Below are 21,594 nucleotides of genomic sequence, written 5' to 3'. Positions count from 1 at the left end.
CGTAACGATATTACCATCCAACCGCCCCCGTGCAAAAAAGAGGGCCGCCAAACAGCGACCCTCCAGCGAAAGTGCACGTTATTTAGGTCTGTCAAATACTTTGAAAAAAAATGATTTCGGTAAAATTTCATATAAGAATCGTCCGGAAGGAGCGATCGATGGATAGCAAACGGTTTGTCGTGAATGCACTAATCTCGGTAGCCCTTTTAGCAATCTTCGCTTACTCGAGCTGGTATGTGAACCAGCCGAGATTTGGCTACGCATTGTACGCAGTAACATCTGGCGATAAAGCGTATTACACCCTAAGCGCAATTGACGCCATCTTTTTCTATGTGGCTGGCCCCTTATCAATCGCTTTGATCGCGTTTATTGTTATTTACAACATCAAGAAACGCTAACAGGGCCTATTTGGAATCCGAATCGTCCATGGAGCCGTCGATGCCGGTTTTGGTGTCGTCGTCCGTATTGGAATCGTCATCCTTGGCGAAGGGGTTCTTGAAAAAGCCTGTCGCGTCGGGCTGAAGCCCCGAGAGCTTGATCCAGGGATTATCGAGCTCGGGCTTGGGCATGGCCTTGGCCTCGGGTGCTGTCTCGTTGCCGATGAGCTCGGACTCATAGATGAACGTATCGTCTCCAAGCGCGTCGTAGGCGGCGACCGGGTTGCCCTCGGTATCGCGATACGGAGTGCCCTTAAACACGGCGCCGTCGTATGCCACGAGCTGACAACCGGTCTCGTTCTCAAAGTAGTAGACGAAAATGCCCTTGAGGGCCGCGCACAGCGGAATGGCGATAACCATGCCGATGGGACCCATGAGTGCCGAACCGATAACGAGTGCCGTAAGGCTCATGACGGGATGCACCTGCACCGAGCTCTGCATGACCTTGGGCGAAATGACATTATCGGTGACGTTTTGAGCCACCATGGTCACGACAAGCGTCCATAACGCCAGCATAGGGCTGAACATAAAACCGAGCACCGTGGCGATCGCCGCGCTCACCCAGGGACCGACAACCGGAACCAAGTGCATAATGCCGGTAAAGATAGCCATGAGTGCTGCATACGGATGGCCGATGATCGTAAAACCAATAAAGGCAAGAAAACCGCCACAGATCGATGTGATGACCATGCCACGTATGTATCCGCCGACCGAACGCGAAAGAATGGCCACCATAAAGCGGTACGAGGTCTCTTTTTCCTGCCCGATGATGGTGCAGACCTCGTGGTGCATGCGGGGATAATCGCAGGCAAGCCAGTAGGCAAGCACCAGACCCAGGAAGATGACGAACAGCTGCGAGGCCGTGTTGGTAATGAGCGGAAACACACCGCGGCCGAGCTCAGCAGCGATTTGCGAGACGTACTTGGACGCTACGGTAACCAGCGAAGAAAGATTGTCGTCCAGATACTCCTTGAGCGGCGTGTTGTTGAGCGTCTTGGCGTGCGAGAGCATCTCGTTGAGATCGCCACCCGCAACACGAAGCTGCTCGGGCAGGCGGCTCAGGACTTCCATGATTTGACCGAGCAAAATAGGCGATAGGATGCAGACGACGCCGACGAGCACGGCAACAACCACAATGAGCGCGATGAGCGAACCGAGGCCACGTCCGACGCCGTGATGCTCGAGCCAGTTGGTGATCGGAGACATCACAAAAGCGATGATGGAACCGACAGAGAGAAACTCGATGACCGGTGCCAGGATGCCCATAAGGTTAAAGATGACGGCAGCGATGACAATGCAGCCGACGACGCCCCAAATACGCAGCGTCAGAATGCGGGTATCGCGAAGCGTGCGGTCGATTTGTTGGGGGTGCTCACTCATGAACGAACCATCACTCCGTCGGGGTCAATCTTATCTTGAATCTTCTTAAGCGTGCGGCGCAGCAGACGCGAAACCTGCACCTGCGAGATGCCCAGCTTCTTGGCAATCTCGATCTGGGTCATGCCCTTCACAAAACGCAGCTCGATAACCTCGCGCTCGCGAGGCGAGAAATCGCGGATGGCTTCCTCGATTACCAGACGGTCATCGGTAAAGTCGAGCTCGTTGTCGTCGTCGGCATAGCGATCGAGAATCGAGGGAGCATCGTCGGAGTCGGACGCGCCGGGAGCCTCGATGGGCACCGAGGTATAGGCCGAGGACGATTCCATGGCTTCGAGCACCTCGTCAACGGTCACGCCAAGGTAATCGGCGATTTCCTCAACCTTGGGCGAACGCTGAAGCTCGTTGGTGAGCTTATCGGTGGCCTGGTTAACCTTGGCAGAGAGCTCCTGCAGACGACGCGGCACGCGCACACTCCAGCCCTTGTCGCGGAAGTGGCGCTTAATCTCGCCCAAAATGGTGGGCGTGGCAAACGTCGTGAACTCGAGTCCGCGTTCAGGGTCAAAGCGGTCGATAGCCTTGAGCAAGCCCAAGTACCCGACCTGCAAAAGGTCATCGAGCGGCTCGCCGCGGTTCTTGAATTTGTTGGCAAGAAACCTTACCAGGTTCATATGGGACATGACGAGCTGCTCGCGAGCATCCGGATCACCGGTCTCCTTATAACGACGAAACAGCTCGCGGGTTTTCTCCTTGTCCCAAGCGGTCTTGCCGCTCCGGGAACGTTCGGTCATATTAGATATCCGCCTTGAGGTCGAGGGAAAGCGTTAGGGGCGCCGCAGTCTTTTCGTAGGAATCGCACACGCTTGCAAGAATGAGCTCGGCATACACAGTAGCCTGGTCATCCTCGTCGACGGTGGCCTGTTCCCCAAAGGTAAAGGTCATGCCGACGTGAGATTCGTCCACATCGAAATTGATCGTGATGTCGTCGCAGTCGACCGCGGTGCACCCAAAGATGAAGGCTTCCTCGGCAGCCATGCGGATATCCTCGATGCGATCGACGGACATAGAGCACAGGGCGCCGACGTTGGCGGCCGTCATGCGCACCAAGCGCGCGAGACGAGGATCACCGGCAACGCTCAGCGTGATGGGGCAGGTCGCTTCACTACTCATCGCAGGACTCCTCGGAGGTCTCGGCAGGCGTATAGGTGTAATACTGAGCAGGCTTGGCTGCGGGCTTCTGAACATCATCGTCGTCAGCAGCGGCATCGTCATCGCCAATCAGAACGCGCTCAGTAGGCTGCTCGGCCTCGGCGGCGGCAGCGGCGAGCTTGCGATCGGCGTCGGCTGCAGGAGCCTTCACCTTATTGAAGAGCTTCTGCACGGCACCGGCGGCAGAATCAGTCACGCTCGATACGGCATTGCTAGCCTCGGCCACGCTGCCCGTGACCTCGGAGATGTCGCGAACGACCGCCTCAACCTCAACGAGGTTAGACGTCAGGGCGTCAACGGCATTCTTGCTCGACTTGAGGAGCGGCTCCATCTGGGCAAGTGCCGGCGTAAGCTCGTCAACGGCGCCATCGAGCTTTGCCACCACGGGCTGTGCCTCGGCGAGCGTATTATTGAGGTCACTCACCGTCTTGTCGAGCGAGTCGACGACGGTGCGGGTCTTGCGCAGTGTGAGTGCAAGCTCAACGATGGCCCACACGCCGGCAATGGCGAGCACCAGCAGGGCGATTTGAATGGGACTCATACAAGCCTCCCGAAGGAATCGAAATACAGACGTTTTTCATGGTACCCCAAAGAAGGGCAAAGATACCCAAAGGGAATGCGCGAGGCGCCAATGGCCTACTTGGGAGCGTTGCCGCTACGGTCGCGCTCGCTTTGCTCCACACGCCACTCTTCCCAACCGCGGCCGGCAGGCTGCCAGAACGCGCCGCGCTCCAACCCCTCGGGCAAATAGCGCTGATCGACCCAGCCTTCGGGATAATCGTGCGGGTACTTGTATACACCGTACTCGTCGCTGCCGGGACGGTGACGATCGCGCAGGTAGCTGGGCACCTCGCGAAGACCACTGCTGTGGATATCGGCCAGCGCCGCATCGATCGAGGCCTCACACGCGTTGGACTTAGGCGCCAGGCACACATAGAGCGCAGCCTGAGCCAGGTTGATGCGACACTCGGGATAGCCAATGACCTCGGCAGATTTAAATGCGGCATGTGCCACCAAAAGCGCCTGCGGGTCGGCGTTGCCAACATCCTCGGAAGCCTGAATCATAATGCGGCGAGCGATAAACTTGGGATCCTCCCCCGCATCGATCATGCGCGCAAGCCAATAAATGGTGGCATCGGGATCGCTGCCTCGCATGGACTTGATGAACGCGCTAATAATGTCGTAGTGCATATCACCGTTTTTGTCATACGAAAACCCACGACGCGGATTGGCGATCTTCACGTCGTCCACGGTAATGGGATAGCGTTCCCCCGCCGCCGGCGCTGGCGTTCCCTCAGTATCGGGACGCGTAACGGCAATCTCACTCGCAAGCTCGAGCGTCGTGAGCGCCGAGCGCGCATCACCCGCGGCCAGCGTGCAAATGGTCTTGACTGTATCCTTATCGGCCGAGAACTTTCCGTTTAAACCCTGCGGCGCCTCGAGCGCACGCTCAATGAGCGTGGCGATATCCTCGTCCTTCAGGTGCTCAAGCTCTACCACACGCCCACGCGAGAGCAATGCCGAGTTGACCTCAAAGTACGGGTTTTCCGTCGTGGCGCCAATCATAATGACGGTGCGGTTCTCGACCGCATGCAGCAGGGCATCTTGCTGCGACTTCGAAAAGCGATGGATCTCATCGATAAACAGAATGGTGCGGCGGTCGTAGGTGTTCAGACGGGTCTTAGCCTCATCGATTACGCGGCGCAGGTCCTTCACAGTGCCCGTCACGGCGCTGACCTCGACAAACTCGCTCTTGGTATGGTTGGCGATAATGTGGGCCAGCGTCGTCTTGCCCGTGCCAGCCGGGCCGTACAGAATCACGCTCGACAGCACGTCATGCTCAATCGCGGCGCGCAGCCACGAGCCCTTACCGACGGCCTTTTGCTGGCCCACATACTCGTCGACCGAATTGGGGCGCATACGCACCGCAAGCGGCGCATTTTTAAAGGAGCGCTCGCGCGTCGAAGCAGAAAAAAGGTCGTCCATAGCCATCCCGTGCATTAATCAAAATCGTTGTTGACCAACAGTATACCGAAAGGATACGAACTACCGTTCGTTAATATACGTGCGGTGCGGAAACTTTAGACCTGGGAACAATTTGCTCGTCAGCTCGCAGAAATAACCATCCGTCATGCTTGCGATGTAATCGACGACGGCCTGATCCTTGTCGTCCTGCCAGGCATAGGTGCGATCGTAGTAGGAAAGCTGCTGCTCAATGCGCGAAACATGATGCTTAAAGATGTAAGAGGACTCGTCCCCTTTATTTAGATCCTGCAGGCAACGGTCGTAGAGCTTTTCGAAGGCCTCACGCAACTCTGCCTCGGAATCGCCTTCGATACCGCCCTTGCTATAGATCTTCTCGTAGTTCTCGCGCTTCGCCCGGCGGATCTCCTCAAACAGGTCCTCGCTCATCTCGATACGCGGTTTGCCATAGCTATGCTCAACGATATCGATGGAAGCGTGCGTGAGAATCCAGCTGTTATAGGCGCCGCTCCGACCATCGTCAAAAGCGTCGGGCGACAGCAGGCCCGCCGCAATGGCGTCCTGACGATCACGACCGACGTAGGCGAGGATATCCGAGATACGCACCACACAGCCCTCGAGGGTCATGGGGCGCAGGTGCTCGATCGCGCCATAGCCCGCGGCAATGCTGTCCTCGACGGTACGGTCGAACTGGTCAAACGACGCTATGTCCGAGAGTTCAAAGACACGCTGCTCGTACTCGCCGTTATGGCACAGCACGCCGTCGAGCGTCTGGAGCGACACGTTGCGGCCGTACAGCGCGTCGAGCACGCGGACGGACTGCACGTTATGGAAAAAATAACGACCCGTACGCTCGTGATAGATATCGTTGAGGAAACGCTCGCCGGCATGGCCAAAGGGCGTGTGGCCCAAATCGTGGCCCAGGCCAATCGCCTCGATCAAATCGCAGTTGAGGCCCAGGGCACGGCCGATATCGCGGGCAATGCGCGAGACGAGCTGCACATGAAGGCCGCGCCGCGACAGGTCGTCGTTACTGCGAAAGCTAAAGACCTGCGTTTTGCCGGCATAACGCGTGTACGCAGGAAGATGAAGAATCTTTTCGGTATCGCGCATAAACGCCGGACGCATAAGCGTGCCTTTGTCGGCAGCGCGATCTATACGACGAATGACCTGGTCGTCGCAGCATCGATAAGGATTAACGACACCCGAGGCGCGGTCGGCGGCGATACGCTCGACCAGCTCGGGCGACAACGCCGCGGGAATGCGGTCCATGCGCGCCTTAATGACGGCCGTTTCTTGATTAGTTGCCATGGCATGCTCCTTAAAAAGGATGCGCAATCGGTTACAATGTCCAGCCCACGACCTCGATTATGGCAAAAATCGGCACCAAAAACGGGAGCAATGGCAGGGAGCGCGATTTTGTGATGAGGCAGGAGAGGGCAAGGACCAGGAGCGCGGCGGCAAATGCCACGATGCCGCCCAGAGGGTCGAGCGTGCAAAGCGCGAAAAGTGCCTTGGCATCTCCCATGCCGATGCCGGGGGCTTGGCGAACACGACGCCAGAGCGACTCAGTGAGCACAAGGGCAAGGTAGACGATGACCGCAAGACCGGCGTGGTCAAGCGCCGTGTTAACACCTCTGTCGAGCCAAACGCCTGCAAGCGCCGCCACCGCACACACGCCGGCAAGCTCATTGGGAAACCGCCGCTCACGGGCATCAATCACCGCGCCGGCAAAGATACAAATCCAAAACGGGATATAGACCATTAAAAACCTCCTTGGGCAGTCACTCAAAAGCAAAAACCACCACAAAGGTGCAGGCACCTTTGTGGTGGTTTTGGTGGTGGTTATTTGGCGCCTTGCATGACCTCGTCGAGGGTAACGTTGACGGCGTGTTGCGTCGGGACCCAGTCGACCTTCAGGAACAACGCAGCCACCGTAATGGGGATATAACTGAACATAAAGATCGGGAAGGTAAACAGGTTGGTCACCAGGCGCCACTTTTGAGCGCAATGAATGTGCTTGTACTCAAAGATGGTCGTGAGCAGCGCCAGGATAAAGAAGGTCTGGTACATCATCACGAACGTCATGATAAGCGAGGCGGCACAAGCCTGCATCTCGACCTCGGTAGCCAAGAAACCATGCGAAAGGCCACCCACGATCAGGAATGTCGCATTGGCGAGCATGGAGATCAGGGACAGCAGCATGCCCGGAGCGATGGTCATAAACATGTCATATGCGGCAAAGCGATGATAGCGGAACGTCGACTTGACCAGATGCTTGCCGTAGGTAAAAAAGACCTGGTAGAAGCCCTTGGTCCAGCGCATGCGCTGTTTCCAGGACGCCTTAAACGTCACCGGCTGCTCGTCAAAGAACTCCGCCGGCGCATAACCGATGCGGATGCCGTGAATGGCGCAGAACGTGGTGAACTGGATGTCCTCGGTCAGTGTATGGAACTGCCAGCCGTGCATGCCCTCGATAACACTGGCGGAGATAAGGTAGCCCGAGCCCGAGACGGCGCAGGACGTCTTGCAGATATTACGCGCGTTGTTGAGGAAGCGGGCCTCACGCAAATACCAGGTGGCGTTGGCAGAGGAAATCCACGAACTGCCGAAGTTCTTGGAGTTACGATAGCTCGTGACCACATGAAAGCCCTGGTCAAAGGCATCATTCATCTTGGAGACGTAATCGCGGGAGATAACATTGTCGGCATCGAAGATAAAGTAGCCCTCAAACGTGTCGGGATACTCGTTGAGAATGCGATCGAAACCAAAGTCCATGACCCAGCTCTTGCCCTTGCGGGCCAGGTCATTGCGCTCGTAAACAATGGCACCGGCCTCGCGCGCGAGCTGCGCCGTGTTGTCGGTGCAAGCATCGGCGACCACGAAGACCTCGATGAGCTCGGACGGATAATCCTGGTCCTTGATGGAGCGAACGAGGTTGGCGATAACGGCCTCCTCGTTGTGTGCTGCAATAAAGAAGGCATACCGGTGGAGTTTTTTGGCCTTGGGAGGCGCGACCTCGCCGCGGAGAGCACCGATGACAAAGAAGACCACCTGGTACAAGAAGCAGACCGTGAGCAGCGTGACGACAATCTGGTTGAAGATCACGATGGGCGTGTTGGTTTGTAAAAAGGCGAGCATGCAGGCTCCCAGGAACGTGTTACGTAAACAACCGTATATCTTACCGCAGGCTTACCGAGTTCAAGAAACCACCTAATACTGGCTAGGCTTCGAGCAGGCCGAGCTGCGGTACGATTTCGTCGCCGGCAGCAGTGCGACCAAGCGAACGCGGGGCTAAGTCGTCGAGGACGGCGGCGAGATCCCACGGCAGCTCGTCGCGGCACTCAATGCGCTCTCCCGTCACGGGATGATCGAACGCCACGCGCCAGGAATGGAGGAATTGCCTGGTCAGACCCTGATCGGCACGCGCATCGCACTTACCGTAGAGCGGATCGCCCACGCAGGCGTGGTTGATATGGCGCATGTGCACGCGAATCTGATGCGTGCGACCGGTAAACAGGTGACACTCAACGAGTGTGTAGCCGTCATCAAAGCGCGTGGAATCAAAGCGCTCAAGGACCTTAAAGGTCGTGATGGCCTGGCGCGCAAAAGGATCATCGGAAACCGCCATCTTGACACGGTCACGTGTAGAACGGGCAATGCCGGTGTTAATGGTGCCCTCATCCATGGCGATATGACCGTGAACGAGCGTAATGTAGCGGCGGTCGAGCGTGCGCGTACGGATAAGATTTTGGAGCGCGCGCTGGGTGTCGTCGTCCTTTGCCGCAAGCATAAGACCCGAGGTATCGCGATCCAAACGATGTACGATACCGGGGCGGTCCTCGCCCTGCACGGTGCCCAGATGGTCGATGCCGCAGTGGTAGACCAGGGCGTTCGCAAGCGTACCGCTCTCGTGGCCGTGAGCAGGATGGCACACCAGGCCGCGCTGCTTGGAGAGCACGATGAGGTAGTCGTCCTCATAGCGAATGTCGAGCGGGATGGCCTCGGGAATCACGTCGGTGGGATCGTGCGGCTCGGGCAAATCAACCGAAATACGGTCACCGGCTCGTACGGCGTACTTTTTGGACAGGCAGGTCTCGCCATTGACCACTACGGCCCCACCCTCAATCAGATGTACGCAGGCAGAGCGTGTAGGGCAGCCGTCATTGGCGCCCAGATAGGCGTCAAGACGCTGACCAGCGGCATCGTCGGCAACAAGGATATGGATGTCGGCCATTAGCGCTCAGTCCTTTCGCGAATCTTGCGGGCACGCTCCCCACGTTGTTTAGCCTTGCGCTTGGCGCGGGCCTCGTCACGGGCGTTAAGCTCGGCGGTCGCATCGACCTCACGAGCCGCGGGGCTCAAGAACATGTAACCGAAGAGCGCCAGCACCACACCGACCGTAATGCCGATATCGGCCACATTGAAGACGGGGAAGTCGATGAAGGTGGTGGCAATAAAATCGGTCACGAAGCCAAAGGCCAAACGATCGATAGCGTTGCCGATAGCACCGCCCGCAACCATCGCCATGCCCACAACCTCAAGATGGGCGAGCTGGGGTGCACGAACGAGGTACACGGCAATAGCGATAATGACCGCCAACGCCAGCACGGCAAACGCGATGCCATGCCCCTCGCCCATGCTAAAGGCAGCACCGATATTGCGGACAAACATAAAGTCGATAACACCGGGGATGACGGTCACATGCAAGGCGTCGCCCACGGCACGAACCGCGAGCTTAGTAAGCTGGTCAACAAGCAGCACAACCAGCGCCACCCCACCAGCAACACCCAACCGCCAACGCAAAGGCGGCGTCATATCCGCACCACGACCCAAAGAAATCCCCTACCCTCAGATAATCAAATTCCATTTAACGCAGATAACCATCTTATATTGCCACACGCAGAGCGCACGACACATTCGCTAACGTCAGATAAATAACCAGCATAAAAGAAAGCGGCATTCCGGATAACGGAATGTCGCTTTTCTTCAGCGGAGCAAATGGGCCGAAGGCGCCTAAATTCTCCCTATAACTAAAATGCCGAGTTACCGTGCCTTAAAGGGCATTCGCGCAGCGCTTGCAAATGTGAGCGTGGCCGTTGTACTCGCCGACGGTGGTGCGGTAGTTCCAGCAACGGTCGCAGCACTCGCCCTCGGCTGCATCGATGGCAACAGAAAGCTCCTCGCCCTGGGTAAGCTCAACATCGGAGACGATGTAGAACTCGGCCAGGTCGACGGCCTTGTCGCCGGTCAGCAGCGCATACATTTCGGCAGGAACGACCGCCTTGACGCGGACCTGCTGGCTCTTGGTGAAGGTGCCGGCGGAGCGGGCATCCTCAAGGGCCTTGGTCACGACGCTACGGAGCTCGAGCGAAGCCTCGAGCACGCCCTCAAACTCGTTGGCCTCGTCGACCGTGATGGGCGACTTGTACCAATCGAGCAGCGCGGCGTACTTCTGGTGATCGACGCAGCCGGCAGGCGCATAGGCCATGGCCTCGTCGACCGTATAGGACAAGATCGGCTGCAGGTCGCGCATGAGCATCGAGAAGAGCTCGGCCAGCACGGTCTGGGCGCTGCGACGCTCGAGCGAACCGGGCTTCTCGCAGTACAGACGGTCCTTCAGGGCGTCGAGATACACGTTAGAGAGCTCGGTAACCACAAAGTCGTAAAGCGCACGGTAGGCGCGCGGGAACTCGTAGCTGGCGTAGGCATCGTCGACCTCGGCCTGGACCTGGGTCAGGCGGGCGACCATGAGCTTGTCGAGCGGCAGCAGGTCGGCAAAGGCAACGCCGTCGGTCTCGGGCTCAAACTGACCCTCGAGCTCGGAGAGCAGGAAGCGCAGCGTGTTGCGGAAACGACGGTAGGCATCGGACGTACGAGCGAGAATCTCGTGGTCGATGGAGACGTCGGAGCTGGTATCGACGGAGGCGACCCACAGGCGGATGATGTCGGCACCCATCTCGTCGCAGACCTTGTTGGGGTCGATGACGTTGCCGAGTGACTTAGACATCTTACGGCCCTGGCCGTCGAGGGTGAAGCCCTGCGAGACGACCGCCTTGTACGGAGCGTGGCCGTTGGCGCCCACCGAGGTGAGCAGCGAGCTCTGGAACCAACCGCGGTGCTGGTCAGAGCCCTCGAGGTAGACGTCCGCCGGGTACTCCAGCTCGGGACGGTACTCACAGACGGCCTTCCAAGACACGCCGGAGTCCCACCACACGTCAAGGATGTCCTTATCAGCCTTGAGGTGATGGCCGCCGCACTTGGGGCAGACGCAGGCCTCGCCCAGATAGCTCTCAGGAGCATCGGTAAACCAGGCGTCGGAGCCCTTCTCGTGGAAGAGCTTGATAACGGCATCGATCGTGGCGTCGTTCATGACCTTCTCGCCGCAGTCGGCGCAAGTGTAGCTGGGGATAGGCACGCCCCAGTTGCGCTGGCGGCTGATGCACCAGTCGGGACGCTGCTCGACCATGGCGCCGATGCGGTTGGCGGCGTGAGCCGGATACCACTTGACGTTCTCACGGACCTCCTTGCCAGCCTGCTCGCGCAAACCGGTCTTGTCCATCGAGACGAACCACTGGTCGGTAGCACGGAAGAGCACCGGGTGCTTGCAGCGCCAGCAGTGCGGATAGCTGTGCGTGATCTTCTTCTCGAGGACCAGGGTGCCGCGCTCGCGCAGGAACTCGATGATGTGCGGGTTGGCCTCATCGGTATCCATGCCGCTGAAGGGGCCGCCGGTGCCAAACTCCTCGCCGGTGTAGAACTTGCCGTCGTCATCGACCGGCATGCAGATGTCGGTGATGCCCTCCTTGAGGCAGGCGAAGTAGTCGTCGACGCCGTGGCCGGGCGAGTTGTGGACGATACCGGTACCGTCATCGACACCGACGTAATCGGCCAGCAGCGCCACGCCCTCAACGCCGTCAAAGATCGGCTGCTTGTAGTGGATGTGGTGGAAGGTCTCGGCGGAAACCACGTAGGGCTTGCCATCGACCATGACCGGGGTGTACTCCCAGCCAAACTCCTCACAACACTTAGGAGCCAGGTCCTCGAGCATGACCTCGGCACGGCCCTCGTGCTCAACGGCGACATAGGCGGCGCCGGGCTTAAGGGAAACGGCCTGGTCGGAGGGGATGGTCCACGGCGTGGTCGTCCAGATGATAAAGTCGACCGGGCCGTCGAAGTTCTCGAGGCCGGCGGGCTTGGAGGTCATCTCAAAGCGCACGAAAATGGACGGGCTCGTCTCGTCGGAATACTCGATCTCGGCCTCGGCGAGTGCGGTGTGGCAATGCTTGCACCAGTGAACCGGCTTGTGGCCGCGATAGATCATGCCCTTATCGAACATGGCCTTGAAGACCTCGATGTCGGCGGCATCATGCTGGTGATAGAGCGTCAGATAGGGGTTGTCCCAGTCGCCGAGCACGCCCAGGCGACGGAAGCCGGCCTTCTGCAGCTCGATGTTCTCGACAGCGAACTTGTTGCAGAGCTCGCGGATCTTAGCCGTGGAGGTCTGGTTGAACTTCTCGGTGCCGAGCTTCTCCTCGACCTTGTGCTCGATCGGCTGACCATGGCAGTCCCAACCGGGGACGTAGGGAACCTCATAGCCCTGCATCATCCAGTAGCGGTTGATCATGTCCTTGGAGATCTTATTCATGGCGTGGCCGATGTGGATCGGACCGTTGGCGTACGGAGGGCCGTCGTGCAGCACGAACTTCTTGTGACCCTCGTTCTTCTTCAGAACCTGCTCGTAGACCTTGTTGTCCTGCCAGTCCTTGAGTCGCTTGGGCTCGGACTTGGAAAGACCGGCACGCATGGGAAAACCGGTCTTGGGCAGATTCATCGTCTGCTTGTACTCGTTTGCCACGGTACCCCTTTCATGTCGTGGGCGCGCACGCCCTCTGGGCACCAAAAAAGCGCCCGTCCCTACAAGCTGGGACGAAGCGCCACAAACGGGCTGCACGCCCGCAAAAGCTCTTCGCTTAACCACCCAGCTTAGATGCCCTCGCCCGCGTATTCGCGCGCTCGCATCCGTTACTCGGCTGGTCTGTATCGACGACCATCTCGGCGATGTCTACTAAGACGAACCTACGCGGCACGTCCGTTGGGACCGCAGCTCCGGGGTGATTTTCATCGGTCGCATGCACGGGTTCTCAGCGCTCCCCGCTCTCTGTAGCATGCGGACGGCCGACTACTCGTCCCCATCAACGCTTATGCGGAGTATGCTAGCACGTTCCGCACCGGCGAAAAACCCTCAACACTGGTTTTATACGTTCGAAATTTCTTGCGGCCGTGGACCTTCTCTTGGAGCAAAATACCTGTAAGCACTTTATCGAACGAAAGAAGATTGCTATGCGCACGATCGGAATGAGCGACTATACCGTTGGCGAAGACTGCTTTGACGAGCTGCACGGCGCGTTGGCCGAGTACGGAGCAACCAAGGTCGCCATCATTGGTGGTAAACGAGCACTGGCCGCAGCACTTCCCGGTATCGAAGCTGCGCTGGCAGGTACCGACGTCGAGATTCTGGAGACGCGCGTCTACGGCACCAACAGTACGCGCGCAAATATCGCCAAGGTCGTAAACTCCCCTGCCTTCCAGGAAGCTGACGTGCTTATCGCATGCGGCGGCGGCAAGGCGCTCGACACCGTGAAGACCGCAGCTATCGAGCTCAAGAAGATTGTCTTTACGGTACCGACGATCTGTTCCAACTGCTCCGCCGCGACCGCCATTGCCGTTGTCTACAACGACGACGGCTCGCTCGAGGGCTATTCGTACCCTAACCGACCTGCGCACATCTTCATCAACCCCAAGATCATCGCCGAGGCTCCGGCGGAGTACTTCTGGGCCGGCGTGGGTGATGCCCTGTCCAAGCAGCCCGAGGTCGAGTACGCCACGAGCGCCGGCAACCTGGAGCACACGGCAGGCCTTGGCCTAGCACTCGCCCACACCTGCTCCGAGCCGCTGTTTACCTTTGGCGTCCAGGGTCTTGAGAACGTGCGCCAGGACCAGTCGACCGATGCCGTCAAGCAGATCGCGCTCGATATCGTGGTCAACACGGGCTACGTCTCCAACCTGACCAACCAAAACGATTACTACTACAACTCGAGCGTGGCGCACGCGTTCTACAACGCTTCCTGCAGCATTCCGCGCGAGGGCTCCTACCTGCACGGCGAGGTCGTAAGCCTGGGTGTGCTGGTACTGTTCGCCTATACGGGCGATACCGAGAACCTTGAGCGCTACGCCGCCTTTAACAATCAGATGGGCCTGCCCGTGACGCTTGAGCAGGTCGGGCTTTCCGAGGCTGATATCCCTGCCCTGTGCGAGTACGCGCACGCCACCAACGAGTGGAAGCAGGGAAACCCCGAGCCCTTCACGGACGAAAAATTCGCCGCCGCCATCAAGGCCACCGACGCTTACGGCCACACGCTCTAGGACTGACCCAAAACCACCACAAATGGGACGGGCACCTTTCTGGTGGTTTTTTATTGATCCAGCATTCAGTTCGTACTCGAACCCGATTCTTTACGAGAAAGGGTTCGGGTACGTTTTTTGTTTATCGGAAATTCTGCGGAAGGACTACTCGGAACGGCAAACAGGAACGAACAGAGGCAGGGTATCATCGTGGTGATGGTATCCTGCCTTTTGTTTTGCGGGATCAAGGTCGCTTGATGCGAACTTGATCGCCACTTATATAGCGCATTGATGGCAATTGCTTCGTACGTGCATACCGGGAGCCTGTACACCTCTGGCAAGGCGTAACACACTAGACTTTGTTCCAAAGTCCGTGTGCTAAGGGGGCAGGCACCTTAGAATTCCTGTGGAGTGTGTACGCACGTACGCAGGAAAACGGCAAAATTTCGCTATATTAGGGCGTTCTTTCATTGGAGAGTATGGTATACACGGCTTAGTTCAACAAATAAGAATTTATACATAAAGGAGGATATTGATGAAACTGTTTTTATGTTCTCACTTTTCAAGTGTAGGAAGTCTGATAAAGGAAGAAATTGAAAATAAAAAAGTCGCATTTATTCCAACAGCTTCGCTGCGTGAAGGCTACACCGGTTATGTCGGCTCGGCTCGAAAATTATTCAAAAAGTTGGGAGCAATCGTAACTGAAATTGATATTTCAACGGAGGCTTATTCAACGATACAGTCTCTTTTTGAAGATGCGGATGTGATCTATTTTACCGGCGGAAATTCTTTTTTCCTTATAGACCAGCTCCGTAAAACGGGAACGGATGAGCTGTTGAAGAAAGAATTGGCAAAAGGAAAACTGATGATTGGTGAATCGGCAGGTGCGATTGTATGCGCTCCAAGCATCCAATATATCGAGCAAATGGATGAAAAGCCGGAGGACTACTCACAAGAAGATGATGCAGGGCTTAATTTGATTGATTTCTATGTTCTTCCGCATTTTCTTACAGCACCATTTAAGAAAGTTACCGAGAAAATAATAACTGAGTTTTCGGATTTGAATCTATGCCCAATTAACAATCGTCAGGGAATTGTAATTGATGGTGAAGGTTCAAAGGTTATTTGCAAAGAGTAATTTAAAATTCCAGTTTGCTGCACTCGTTCCTAGCAGGGTTTGGGGCAGGCACGCCCCAACAAGAAGCCGTCCCAAAGGGGCAAGAATGGGGACTGCGGACGATTTCTTGGACCGTTACGCGGCCCTTCCCAGCGCGGAGCGGAACTCGGCCGGGGTGCGGCCACCGAGCGCATCGCTGCGCCTCTCCGTATTGTATCGGCCGATCCAGCCCCCGAGTTCCTCGATGAAGCGGGCGGGGGTCCAGTCCGACCAGTCCCTGCCGTGCCAGAACTCCTTCTTGAGCAGGCCGAAGAAGCCCTCCATCGCCGCGTTGTCCGGGCTGCAGCCCTTGGCGGACTGGATTGGCTACGCTGATGTGGACAGTTCCGGGAGAGGCGCAAGAGACGGGAAGGCCGTGTGCGCGTTCCTGCGCGAGGGCCGTGGGGAGGGGCTGCATGGGTACGGCGCCTGTCAACTCGGTCTACGTCTTTGATGACCGGGTCGTACTCAATATCAACTTCACGGATGATGCCAAAACGGTCACCCGTGAGGAAGTGTTGGGTTCGAGTGCTGTGGACAATGTTCCAGTATGCTGGGATCGAACTCGCTAGCCGGAATCACACGGTACCCGTGACGCAGCAGCAGATCGACAAAAACACCATTGCCCACAGTGAGCGTGCCGCTAAAGGTGCCATCGTAGACGCGACCCGCACCGCACGAGGGGCTACGGTCCTGTAAGACGCACGCAGCGATCTCGGACGGGCCGCCCGCCTGCTCGCACATATCGAGCGCGCGCTCTGCACCCAGGCGAAACTCGCGATCGACCGAGATGCCCTCGCAGGTACAAACCTCGCCATTCACAATCTCGGACGGCTTGCGCGGTGTGGGCAAGCCGCCAAAAACCTCGGGGCACACCAACAGGACCTCGGTCCCTGTGCGTTCGCAGGCCTCGACCAACGCGCGATGGTAATTGTCGAGCCCGTTATATTTGCAGCTCTCTCCCATCAAGCAGGCACTCACCACGATCTTCATACATATCCCTCCCAAACAAAACGCCCCATTTGAGATAGAAACTCAAATGGGGCGTTCGACGTTGTGCAACCAGCCTTACTGCTGCTTTGGCATCAGCGGATTCTCGCGCGTGAGGAGATTCATGAACTCCTCGCCCGTGATCGTCTCCTTCTTGTACAGATAACGAGCCAGCTCATGGAGCTTAAACTTGTTCTCCTTGAGGATCTGCAGGGCGCGGTCATGTGCGTCCTCGATCAGCTTGGCGACGATCGCGTCGACGCGCTCGGCCGTACCGGGGGCACAGGTGAGCGACGTGTCCTGGTTGAGGTAGGCATTCTGAACGGTACCGAGCGCCATCATGCCAAACTCTTCCGACATACCAAAGCGCGTCACCATGTTGCGGGCGAGCTTGGTGGCCTGCTCGATATCATTGGCCGCGCCAGTCGTCATCTCACCAAAGATGAGCTCCTCGGCAGCACGTCCGCCGCAGTAGACAGCGAGCTTGTCGAGCACCTCCTGGCGCGTGGTCAAGAAGCGCTCGTCCTCCTCGACCTGCATGGTGTAGCCCAGAGCACCGCTCGTACGCGGCACGATGGTGATCTTCGTAACCGGCGCAGAACCCTTCTGGCGGGCGGCAACGATGGCATGGCCGATCTCGTGATAGGACACGACCTGTTTCTCGTGATCGGACAGCACCGTGGACTTACGCTGCTGGCCGGCGATGACGACCTCCACCGACTCCTCGAAGTCGTCCTGGGTTGCACGCTTGCGACCCTCGCGAACGGCGCGCAGGGCGCCCTCGTTGATGATATTGGCCAGGTCGGCGCCCGAGGCTCCGGGCGTGGCGCGGGCAATCGCGGTCAGATCGATCGGCGGCTCGGTCTTCACACTCTTGGCGTGAAGCTCGAGGATGTTCTTGCGGCCGGTCAGGTCGGGCAGCTCAACGGGGATACGGCGGTCAAAACGACCGGGGCGCAGCAGAGCGGGATCGAGGCTGTCAGGACGGTTGGTGGCAGCGAGGACGACGATACCCTTGTGGTTGTCGAAGCCATCCATCTCGGTCAGCAGCTGGTTGAGCGTTTGCTCACGCTCGTCGTTGCCGCTAAAGCCGCCACCGTCACGCTTTTTGCCGATGGTATCAATCTCATCGATAAATACGATACAGGGGGCCTTTTCCTTAGCCTGCTTAAACAGGTCGCGCACCTTGGCGGCGCCACGGCCGACGAACATCTCGACGAACTCAGAGCCCGAAATGCTAAAGAACGGTACGCCCGCCTCGCCGGCAACAGCCTTGGCAAGCAGGGTCTTACCAGTGCCAGGAGGGCCCACGAGAAGAGCACCGCGCGGCAGCTTGGCGCCGATTTCCTCATAGCGCTGCGGCTTCTCCAGAAAGTCGACGACCTCCTTCAGGGATTCCTTGGCCTCTTCCTGACCAGCAACATCCTTAAAGGTCACGCCAACATCCTTGGAGGCGATAACGCGCGCACCGGACTTACCCAGACCGCCGCCGCCAAAGCCGCCGCCACCAAAATTCATGGACGGGCCGTCATCGCCCATGGCCTTCTTCATACGGCGGTTGAGCCACCAGCCGATGAGGAAGAAAATCGCCATGGGAAGGACGAGCGTGAGCAAGTAGTAAGTCATCAGGCCCGAGTTCTTATCGGGAACCACCGACTCCAGCGAGGCGCCGGCCTCGAGCACGCGATCGGTAAAGCCCGTGTCACTCGGCACGCCGGTCGTCTTGTAGGCGATATTCTCGTCCTCGCCCTTCTTGGTGTAATAAATCGTGTAATCGTCCGTGTTGTACTCGACCTTGTCGACGCTCTTCTTATCGAGCGCTTTGACAAACGTCGAATAATCGGTCTTCGTAATCTGCTGCGTGTGACCGATGTTGGGGAACAGAACGGTCGAGAGCACGAGGTAGACGACGAAGGCGATGAGCACGTAGAGGATCATATTCCGTCTACGTTTATTGTCATCCATCTCCATCTGCTTGAACTCCATCTACTGGGGTTGATAATGTTTTCTAGAATACCCAACCCGGACGGCGATAAACCGACGCCGGGCACGAAAGGACAGAGATGGCATCACTGGGAGTCGGCAAGGTTCAAATCTATACGGGCGACGGCAAGGGCAAGACGACGGCTGCGCTGGGGCTCGCGCTGCGCGCCACGGGCTATGGACTTAACGTACTCATGCTTCAGTTTGCCAAGAAGCTGCACTGCGCCGAACATGACGCAGCTCCTCGATTGGGGCTACGCATCGTACAAGCCAACCGCGACACACCCGAAGCCTGCGCTGCACAGATCATGGAGCTGGCGCGCGAGCAGATATCACAGGTCGACGTTCTGATTTTGGATGAACTCGGCGAGGCCATGCGACGGGGCTTTGTGACGCGCGAAGATGTCGAAGCGTTGATCGCGATGAAACCAACCACCACGGAGCTCGTGCTCACCGGCCGCGGCCTGCTGCCCCTCGCCGACCTTGCCGACCTAGTTACCGAAATGCGCCCCGTCAAACACTACTTCGACGAAGGCCTCCTAGCCCGCCAAGGCATCGAATACTAAATGATCCGAAGGGGACGGAGGAAAACGGATCATTAGGCGGTGGCGCGGCCGAGCCAGTTGCCGCTGTGGTGGTAGATGGTAAACATCGTGGCCGTGATGAGCCAGGTTACGGGGTAAACCAGCAGCAGGTGCTCAAGCGACGGATCGAACGGCATAATCGCAAACACCCAGATCACCCTGAGCACGACGGTGCCAAAAATCGTGAGCAGCATGGGCTGCAAGCTCACGCCGGCGCCGCGAATGGAGCCCGACGCATTTTCGATAATCGAGAAGATCGCGTAGAACGGCGCGATGAAATGAAGAATCGTCGTGGTGTAGGCCGAAATCGCGGCATCGTCGATGAACAAACGCGACAACGGACCCGAGAACACAAGCAGCACGGCAGACAGGCCACCAATGAGCATAAACGACAGCACGAGCGACGTGTGGTATCCCTTTCGCATGCGATCGTAATTGCGCGCACCAAAGTTCTGCGCCGAGAACGTGGTGATCGACACGCCGAGCGCCTCGGTCACCATCCAGATAATGCCGTCCAGGCGGCCGGAAAGGCCCCAAGCGGTCGTGACATCGGCACCAAACGAGTTGACCGACACCTGAATCAAAACGTTGGAGATCGAATACGCCGCAGACTGAACGCCCAGCGGAAGACCACACGAAAGCATGCTCTTGCAAATGCCGCGATCGATACCGAGCTTGGATAGCGACAACCGCCACGCACCCGGAGCGCGCATCATACGAACCAGAATCATCGAGGCATTGGTGCAGATAGTCAGCACGATCGCGATGCCGCAGCCCAGCGCTTCCATGTGCAGCACGGCGACAAAGAGAATGTCGAATGCCACATTGACGAAGCAGCCGGATGCAATAATAACCGCCGGACCGCGCGTGTCGCCCACGGCGCGCAACAGCGCCGTCCCCATATTGAGCAGCAGCGCCGCAAACATGGCGGCAAAGTAGCAACGGGCATAGGCCACACCCTCGGCCAGCAGCTCATGCGGTGTATTCATCAACACAAGCATCGGCTCGACAAACACCATGCCCAGAATGGAAATGACAATGCCGCCCACCAGCGCGAGCGTCATAGCCGTATGGACCGATCGGCTCAGGCGCTCGTCATCGTGCTGGCCAAAAAACTGGCCCGTAATGACCGCGCAGCCAGCGCCAACGCCAACGCAAAAGCCAATGCAGAGCTCGGTGAGCACCATCGTGGCTTGAATGCCACCCAGCGCGAGCTTGCCGCCAAACTGGCCGACGATATACGTACCAATAAGCGTGTAAGCCTGCTGAAAAAACGAGCTAAAGAAGATAGGGACGCACAGCGACAGCAGCTGTTGCCAAATGACACCCTGCGTTACATCGATAGCCGTAGATTTCTTAGCCACACGCCCTCCCCACCAGCATACGTCAAACAACAAAACGGCAATTTAAGACCAAAGCCAATACCAGCTTAGCACCGACCGACGTCGGCCGAAACGCCCCGAACCAGAGCCCGGTGCTAACTATCTGCCTAGTGATACAGCCCCGGCTGGTAGTGGTACTCGTTGCTCACATGCGGGCACAGCTGCCAAAAGGCAACAGCGCTTGCCGCGGCCACGTTGAGTGAATCGACCCCATGTGCCATCGGAATACGCACGGCGCGGTCGCAGCCTGCAATGGTCTTGGCGCCCAAGCCAGCACCCTCGGTGCCCATAAAGATTGCCAGGCGGTCAATCTCCTGGAGCGCGGGATCGTCCAGCGACACCGAATCATCCGTCAACGCCATAGCGGCACACGAAAAGCCGGCATCGTGTAGCGCCGCCAGCCCATCATGCGGCCATACGCGCGCTTCGCTGCCAATGCGTGTCCAGGGCACCTGGAACACCGTGCCCATGCTCACGCGGGCCGAGCGACGGTACAGCGGATCGCAGCACGTAGGGCTCACCAAAATGCCATCGACGTTCAGCGCAGCCGCCGAGCGGAAAATCGCGCCGACGTTTGTGTGGTCGACAATGCCCTCGAGCACGCACACGCGCACCGGGCGCTCCCCCGCCGCCTCGACGACGCCACCCAGGAACTCGGCTACTGGAATCTGGCGCGGACGACGGAATGCCGCGAGCGCACCGCGCGTCACGTTAAAACCCGTCAGCTGCTCCATGAGCTCCATGGAGGCAACGAACACAGGAACCGGACCCGCGCCCTCGCGCACAATCAGGCGCTCAAACAGCGGCATCATCTGGTCGAGCCAGCGCTCGCCCAAAAGAAAGCTCACCGGCTGGTATCCGGCGCGAACCGCACGCTCGATGACCTTGGCACTCTCGGCGATAAAAATGCCCTTCTGCGGCTCCAGCACGCAGCGAAGCTCACGCTCGGTCAGTCGCACGTAGGCATCGAGCCGCTCGTCCTCGAGAGAATCGATTCGCAGCACCTCAACGGCATCAGTCATAGCAGCCAGCCCGCACCCTTCTTTACAGCACATCTATACCAAACGAGGCGACGCTAAGCGCCGCCC

General features: G+C 58.1%; 20 protein-coding genes. 4 read left to right on the top strand and 16 right to left on the bottom strand.

Annotated features, from left to right (window positions below; translation table 11 throughout):
* The first annotated feature begins 158 nt into the window (after window positions 1-158).
* Complete coding sequence (locus DXC79_RS03395; protein WP_117635148.1) at window positions 159-398, top strand: hypothetical protein; 240 nt, start codon at window positions 159-161, stop codon at window positions 396-398.
* A gap of 6 nt (window positions 399-404) precedes the next feature.
* Here the strand turns inward: DXC79_RS03395 and DXC79_RS03390 are convergent, their stop codons facing one another.
* The 11 genes from DXC79_RS03390 to ileS all read right to left on the bottom strand — a co-directional run bounded on the left by DXC79_RS03390 (window position 405) and on the right by ileS (window position 12,840).
* Window positions 405-1,817 (bottom strand): AI-2E family transporter, encoded by a 1,413-nt coding sequence (locus DXC79_RS03390; RefSeq protein ID WP_117635147.1) that lies wholly within the window; start codon window positions 1,815-1,817, stop codon window positions 405-407.
* On the bottom strand, window positions 1,814-2,605 hold the full coding sequence (locus DXC79_RS03385) for an RNA polymerase sigma factor SigF (RefSeq protein WP_117635146.1): 792 nt from the start codon (window positions 2,603-2,605) through the stop codon (window positions 1,814-1,816). The genes DXC79_RS03390 and DXC79_RS03385 overlap by 4 nt, the downstream gene beginning before the upstream one ends.
* Window position 2,606: 1 nt before the next feature.
* Window positions 2,607-2,984 (bottom strand): ATP-binding protein, encoded by a 378-nt coding sequence (locus DXC79_RS03380; RefSeq protein WP_089571730.1) that lies wholly within the window; start codon window positions 2,982-2,984, stop codon window positions 2,607-2,609.
* Window positions 2,977-3,564, bottom strand: coding sequence for a hypothetical protein (locus DXC79_RS03375; protein WP_117635145.1), 588 nt, complete (start codon window positions 3,562-3,564; stop codon window positions 2,977-2,979). Before DXC79_RS03375 ends, DXC79_RS03380 begins: the two co-directional genes overlap by 8 nt.
* Before the next feature lie 95 nt (window positions 3,565-3,659).
* Window positions 3,660-5,009 carry a replication-associated recombination protein A gene (locus DXC79_RS03370; RefSeq protein WP_199408635.1) on the bottom strand — a complete coding sequence of 450 codons (1,350 nt, stop codon included), beginning with the start codon at window positions 5,007-5,009 and terminating at the stop codon, window positions 3,660-3,662.
* Between the two features lie 60 nt (window positions 5,010-5,069).
* On the bottom strand, window positions 5,070-6,317 hold the full coding sequence (locus tag DXC79_RS03365) for a deoxyguanosinetriphosphate triphosphohydrolase family protein (protein WP_117635143.1): 1,248 nt from the start codon (window positions 6,315-6,317) through the stop codon (window positions 5,070-5,072).
* Window positions 6,318-6,348: 31 nt separating this feature from the next.
* On the bottom strand, window positions 6,349-6,771 hold the full coding sequence (locus DXC79_RS03360) for a prepilin peptidase (protein ID WP_117635142.1): 423 nt from the start codon (window positions 6,769-6,771) through the stop codon (window positions 6,349-6,351).
* 80 nt (window positions 6,772-6,851) lie between these two features.
* Window positions 6,852-8,147 carry a glycosyltransferase family 2 protein gene (locus DXC79_RS03355; protein ID WP_117635141.1) on the bottom strand — a complete coding sequence of 432 codons (1,296 nt, stop codon included), beginning with the start codon at window positions 8,145-8,147 and terminating at the stop codon, window positions 6,852-6,854.
* Between the two features lie 82 nt (window positions 8,148-8,229).
* The gene (locus DXC79_RS03350; RefSeq protein WP_117635140.1) at window positions 8,230-9,243 is read right to left on the bottom strand and encodes an RluA family pseudouridine synthase; all 1,014 of its coding nucleotides are present in this window, start codon (window positions 9,241-9,243) and stop codon (window positions 8,230-8,232) included.
* Window positions 9,243-9,824, bottom strand: a complete 582-nt coding sequence (gene lspA / locus DXC79_RS03345) for a signal peptidase II (RefSeq protein WP_117583506.1) — start codon at window positions 9,822-9,824, stop codon at window positions 9,243-9,245. Before lspA ends, DXC79_RS03350 begins: the two co-directional genes overlap by 1 nt.
* Before the next feature lie 238 nt (window positions 9,825-10,062).
* Entirely contained in the window at window positions 10,063-12,840 is a 2,778-nt protein-coding gene (ileS, locus tag DXC79_RS03340; protein ID WP_370445748.1) for an isoleucine--tRNA ligase, read from the bottom strand.
* A 509-nt stretch (window positions 12,841-13,349) separates the two neighbouring features.
* Between ileS and DXC79_RS03335 the strand changes: the two genes are divergently transcribed.
* Both DXC79_RS03335 and DXC79_RS03330 read left to right on the top strand, forming a co-directional pair.
* Complete coding sequence (locus tag DXC79_RS03335; RefSeq protein ID WP_117635138.1) at window positions 13,350-14,432, top strand: iron-containing alcohol dehydrogenase family protein; 1,083 nt, start codon at window positions 13,350-13,352, stop codon at window positions 14,430-14,432.
* Window positions 14,433-14,946: 514 nt separating this feature from the next.
* Entirely contained in the window at window positions 14,947-15,549 is a 603-nt protein-coding gene (locus tag DXC79_RS03330; protein ID WP_117635137.1) for a Type 1 glutamine amidotransferase-like domain-containing protein, read from the top strand.
* Window positions 15,550-15,663: 114 nt separating this feature from the next.
* On the opposite strand, the gene DXC79_RS03325 is transcribed toward DXC79_RS03330, so the two are convergent.
* The 3 genes from DXC79_RS03325 to ftsH form a co-directional block, all read right to left on the bottom strand.
* Window positions 15,664-15,891 carry an IS3 family transposase gene (locus DXC79_RS03325; protein ID WP_369831449.1) on the bottom strand — a complete coding sequence of 76 codons (228 nt, stop codon included), beginning with the start codon at window positions 15,889-15,891 and terminating at the stop codon, window positions 15,664-15,666.
* Window positions 15,892-16,068: 177 nt separating this feature from the next.
* Window positions 16,069-16,560 (bottom strand): DUF523 domain-containing protein, encoded by a 492-nt coding sequence (locus DXC79_RS03320; RefSeq protein ID WP_117629300.1) that lies wholly within the window; start codon window positions 16,558-16,560, stop codon window positions 16,069-16,071.
* 75 nt (window positions 16,561-16,635) lie between these two features.
* Complete coding sequence (gene ftsH, locus DXC79_RS03315; RefSeq protein WP_199408634.1) at window positions 16,636-18,528, bottom strand: ATP-dependent zinc metalloprotease FtsH; 1,893 nt, start codon at window positions 18,526-18,528, stop codon at window positions 16,636-16,638.
* 92 nt (window positions 18,529-18,620) lie between these two features.
* Between ftsH and DXC79_RS03310 the strand changes: the two genes are divergently transcribed.
* Entirely contained in the window at window positions 18,621-19,106 is a 486-nt protein-coding gene (locus DXC79_RS03310) for a cob(I)yrinic acid a,c-diamide adenosyltransferase (protein WP_117635135.1), read from the top strand.
* Between the two features lie 32 nt (window positions 19,107-19,138).
* Here DXC79_RS03310 and DXC79_RS03305 read toward each other — a convergent pair whose 3' ends face one another.
* Entirely contained in the window at window positions 19,139-20,488 is a 1,350-nt protein-coding gene (locus tag DXC79_RS03305) for an MATE family efflux transporter (RefSeq protein ID WP_117635134.1), read from the bottom strand.
* A gap of 125 nt (window positions 20,489-20,613) precedes the next feature.
* Complete coding sequence (locus DXC79_RS03300) at window positions 20,614-21,528, bottom strand: RNA methyltransferase (RefSeq protein ID WP_117635133.1); 915 nt, start codon at window positions 21,526-21,528, stop codon at window positions 20,614-20,616.
* Between the last annotated feature and the right edge of the window lie 66 nt (window positions 21,529-21,594).

Origin of the sequence: Collinsella sp. TF08-11AT (genome assembly GCF_003437035.1) — a bacterium.
Classification (GTDB): Bacteria; Actinomycetota; Coriobacteriia; order Coriobacteriales; family Coriobacteriaceae; genus Collinsella.
Note: the sequence above shows the minus strand (reverse complement) of the source record. Positions and strands in the feature narration are given on the sequence as shown.

What these genes read in the sequence shown, in the direction of transcription:
- DXC79_RS03395 (WP_117635148.1), top strand. Translation starts at nt 159, where the DNA reads ATGGATAGCAAACGGTTTGTCGTGAATGCACTAATCTCGGTAGCCCTT.
- DXC79_RS03390 (WP_117635147.1), bottom strand. Translation starts at nt 1,817, where the DNA reads ATGAGTGAGCACCCCCAACAAATCGACCGCACGCTTCGCGATACCCGC.
- DXC79_RS03385 (WP_117635146.1), bottom strand. Translation starts at nt 2,605, where the DNA reads ATGACCGAACGTTCCCGGAGCGGCAAGACCGCTTGGGACAAGGAGAAA.
- DXC79_RS03380 (WP_089571730.1), bottom strand. Translation starts at nt 2,984, where the DNA reads ATGAGTAGTGAAGCGACCTGCCCCATCACGCTGAGCGTTGCCGGTGAT.
- DXC79_RS03375 (WP_117635145.1), bottom strand. Translation starts at nt 3,564, where the DNA reads ATGAGTCCCATTCAAATCGCCCTGCTGGTGCTCGCCATTGCCGGCGTG.
- DXC79_RS03370 (WP_199408635.1), bottom strand. Translation starts at nt 5,009, where the DNA reads ATGGACGACCTTTTTTCTGCTTCGACGCGCGAGCGCTCCTTTAAAAAT.
- DXC79_RS03365 (WP_117635143.1), bottom strand. Translation starts at nt 6,317, where the DNA reads ATGGCAACTAATCAAGAAACGGCCGTCATTAAGGCGCGCATGGACCGC.
- DXC79_RS03360 (WP_117635142.1), bottom strand. Translation starts at nt 6,771, where the DNA reads ATGGTCTATATCCCGTTTTGGATTTGTATCTTTGCCGGCGCGGTGATT.
- DXC79_RS03355 (WP_117635141.1), bottom strand. Translation starts at nt 8,147, where the DNA reads ATGCTCGCCTTTTTACAAACCAACACGCCCATCGTGATCTTCAACCAG.
- DXC79_RS03350 (WP_117635140.1), bottom strand. Translation starts at nt 9,243, where the DNA reads ATGGCCGACATCCATATCCTTGTTGCCGACGATGCCGCTGGTCAGCGT.
- lspA (WP_117583506.1), bottom strand. Translation starts at nt 9,824, where the DNA reads ATGACGCCGCCTTTGCGTTGGCGGTTGGGTGTTGCTGGTGGGGTGGCG.
- ileS (WP_370445748.1), bottom strand. Translation starts at nt 12,840, where the DNA reads ATGAATCTGCCCAAGACCGGTTTTCCCATGCGTGCCGGTCTTTCCAAG.
- DXC79_RS03335 (WP_117635138.1), top strand. Translation starts at nt 13,350, where the DNA reads ATGCGCACGATCGGAATGAGCGACTATACCGTTGGCGAAGACTGCTTT.
- DXC79_RS03330 (WP_117635137.1), top strand. Translation starts at nt 14,947, where the DNA reads ATGAAACTGTTTTTATGTTCTCACTTTTCAAGTGTAGGAAGTCTGATA.
- DXC79_RS03320 (WP_117629300.1), bottom strand. Translation starts at nt 16,560, where the DNA reads ATGAAGATCGTGGTGAGTGCCTGCTTGATGGGAGAGAGCTGCAAATAT.
- ftsH (WP_199408634.1), bottom strand. Translation starts at nt 18,528, where the DNA reads ATGGAGATGGATGACAATAAACGTAGACGGAATATGATCCTCTACGTG.
- DXC79_RS03310 (WP_117635135.1), top strand. Translation starts at nt 18,621, where the DNA reads ATGGCATCACTGGGAGTCGGCAAGGTTCAAATCTATACGGGCGACGGC.
- DXC79_RS03300 (WP_117635133.1), bottom strand. Translation starts at nt 21,528, where the DNA reads ATGACTGATGCCGTTGAGGTGCTGCGAATCGATTCTCTCGAGGACGAG.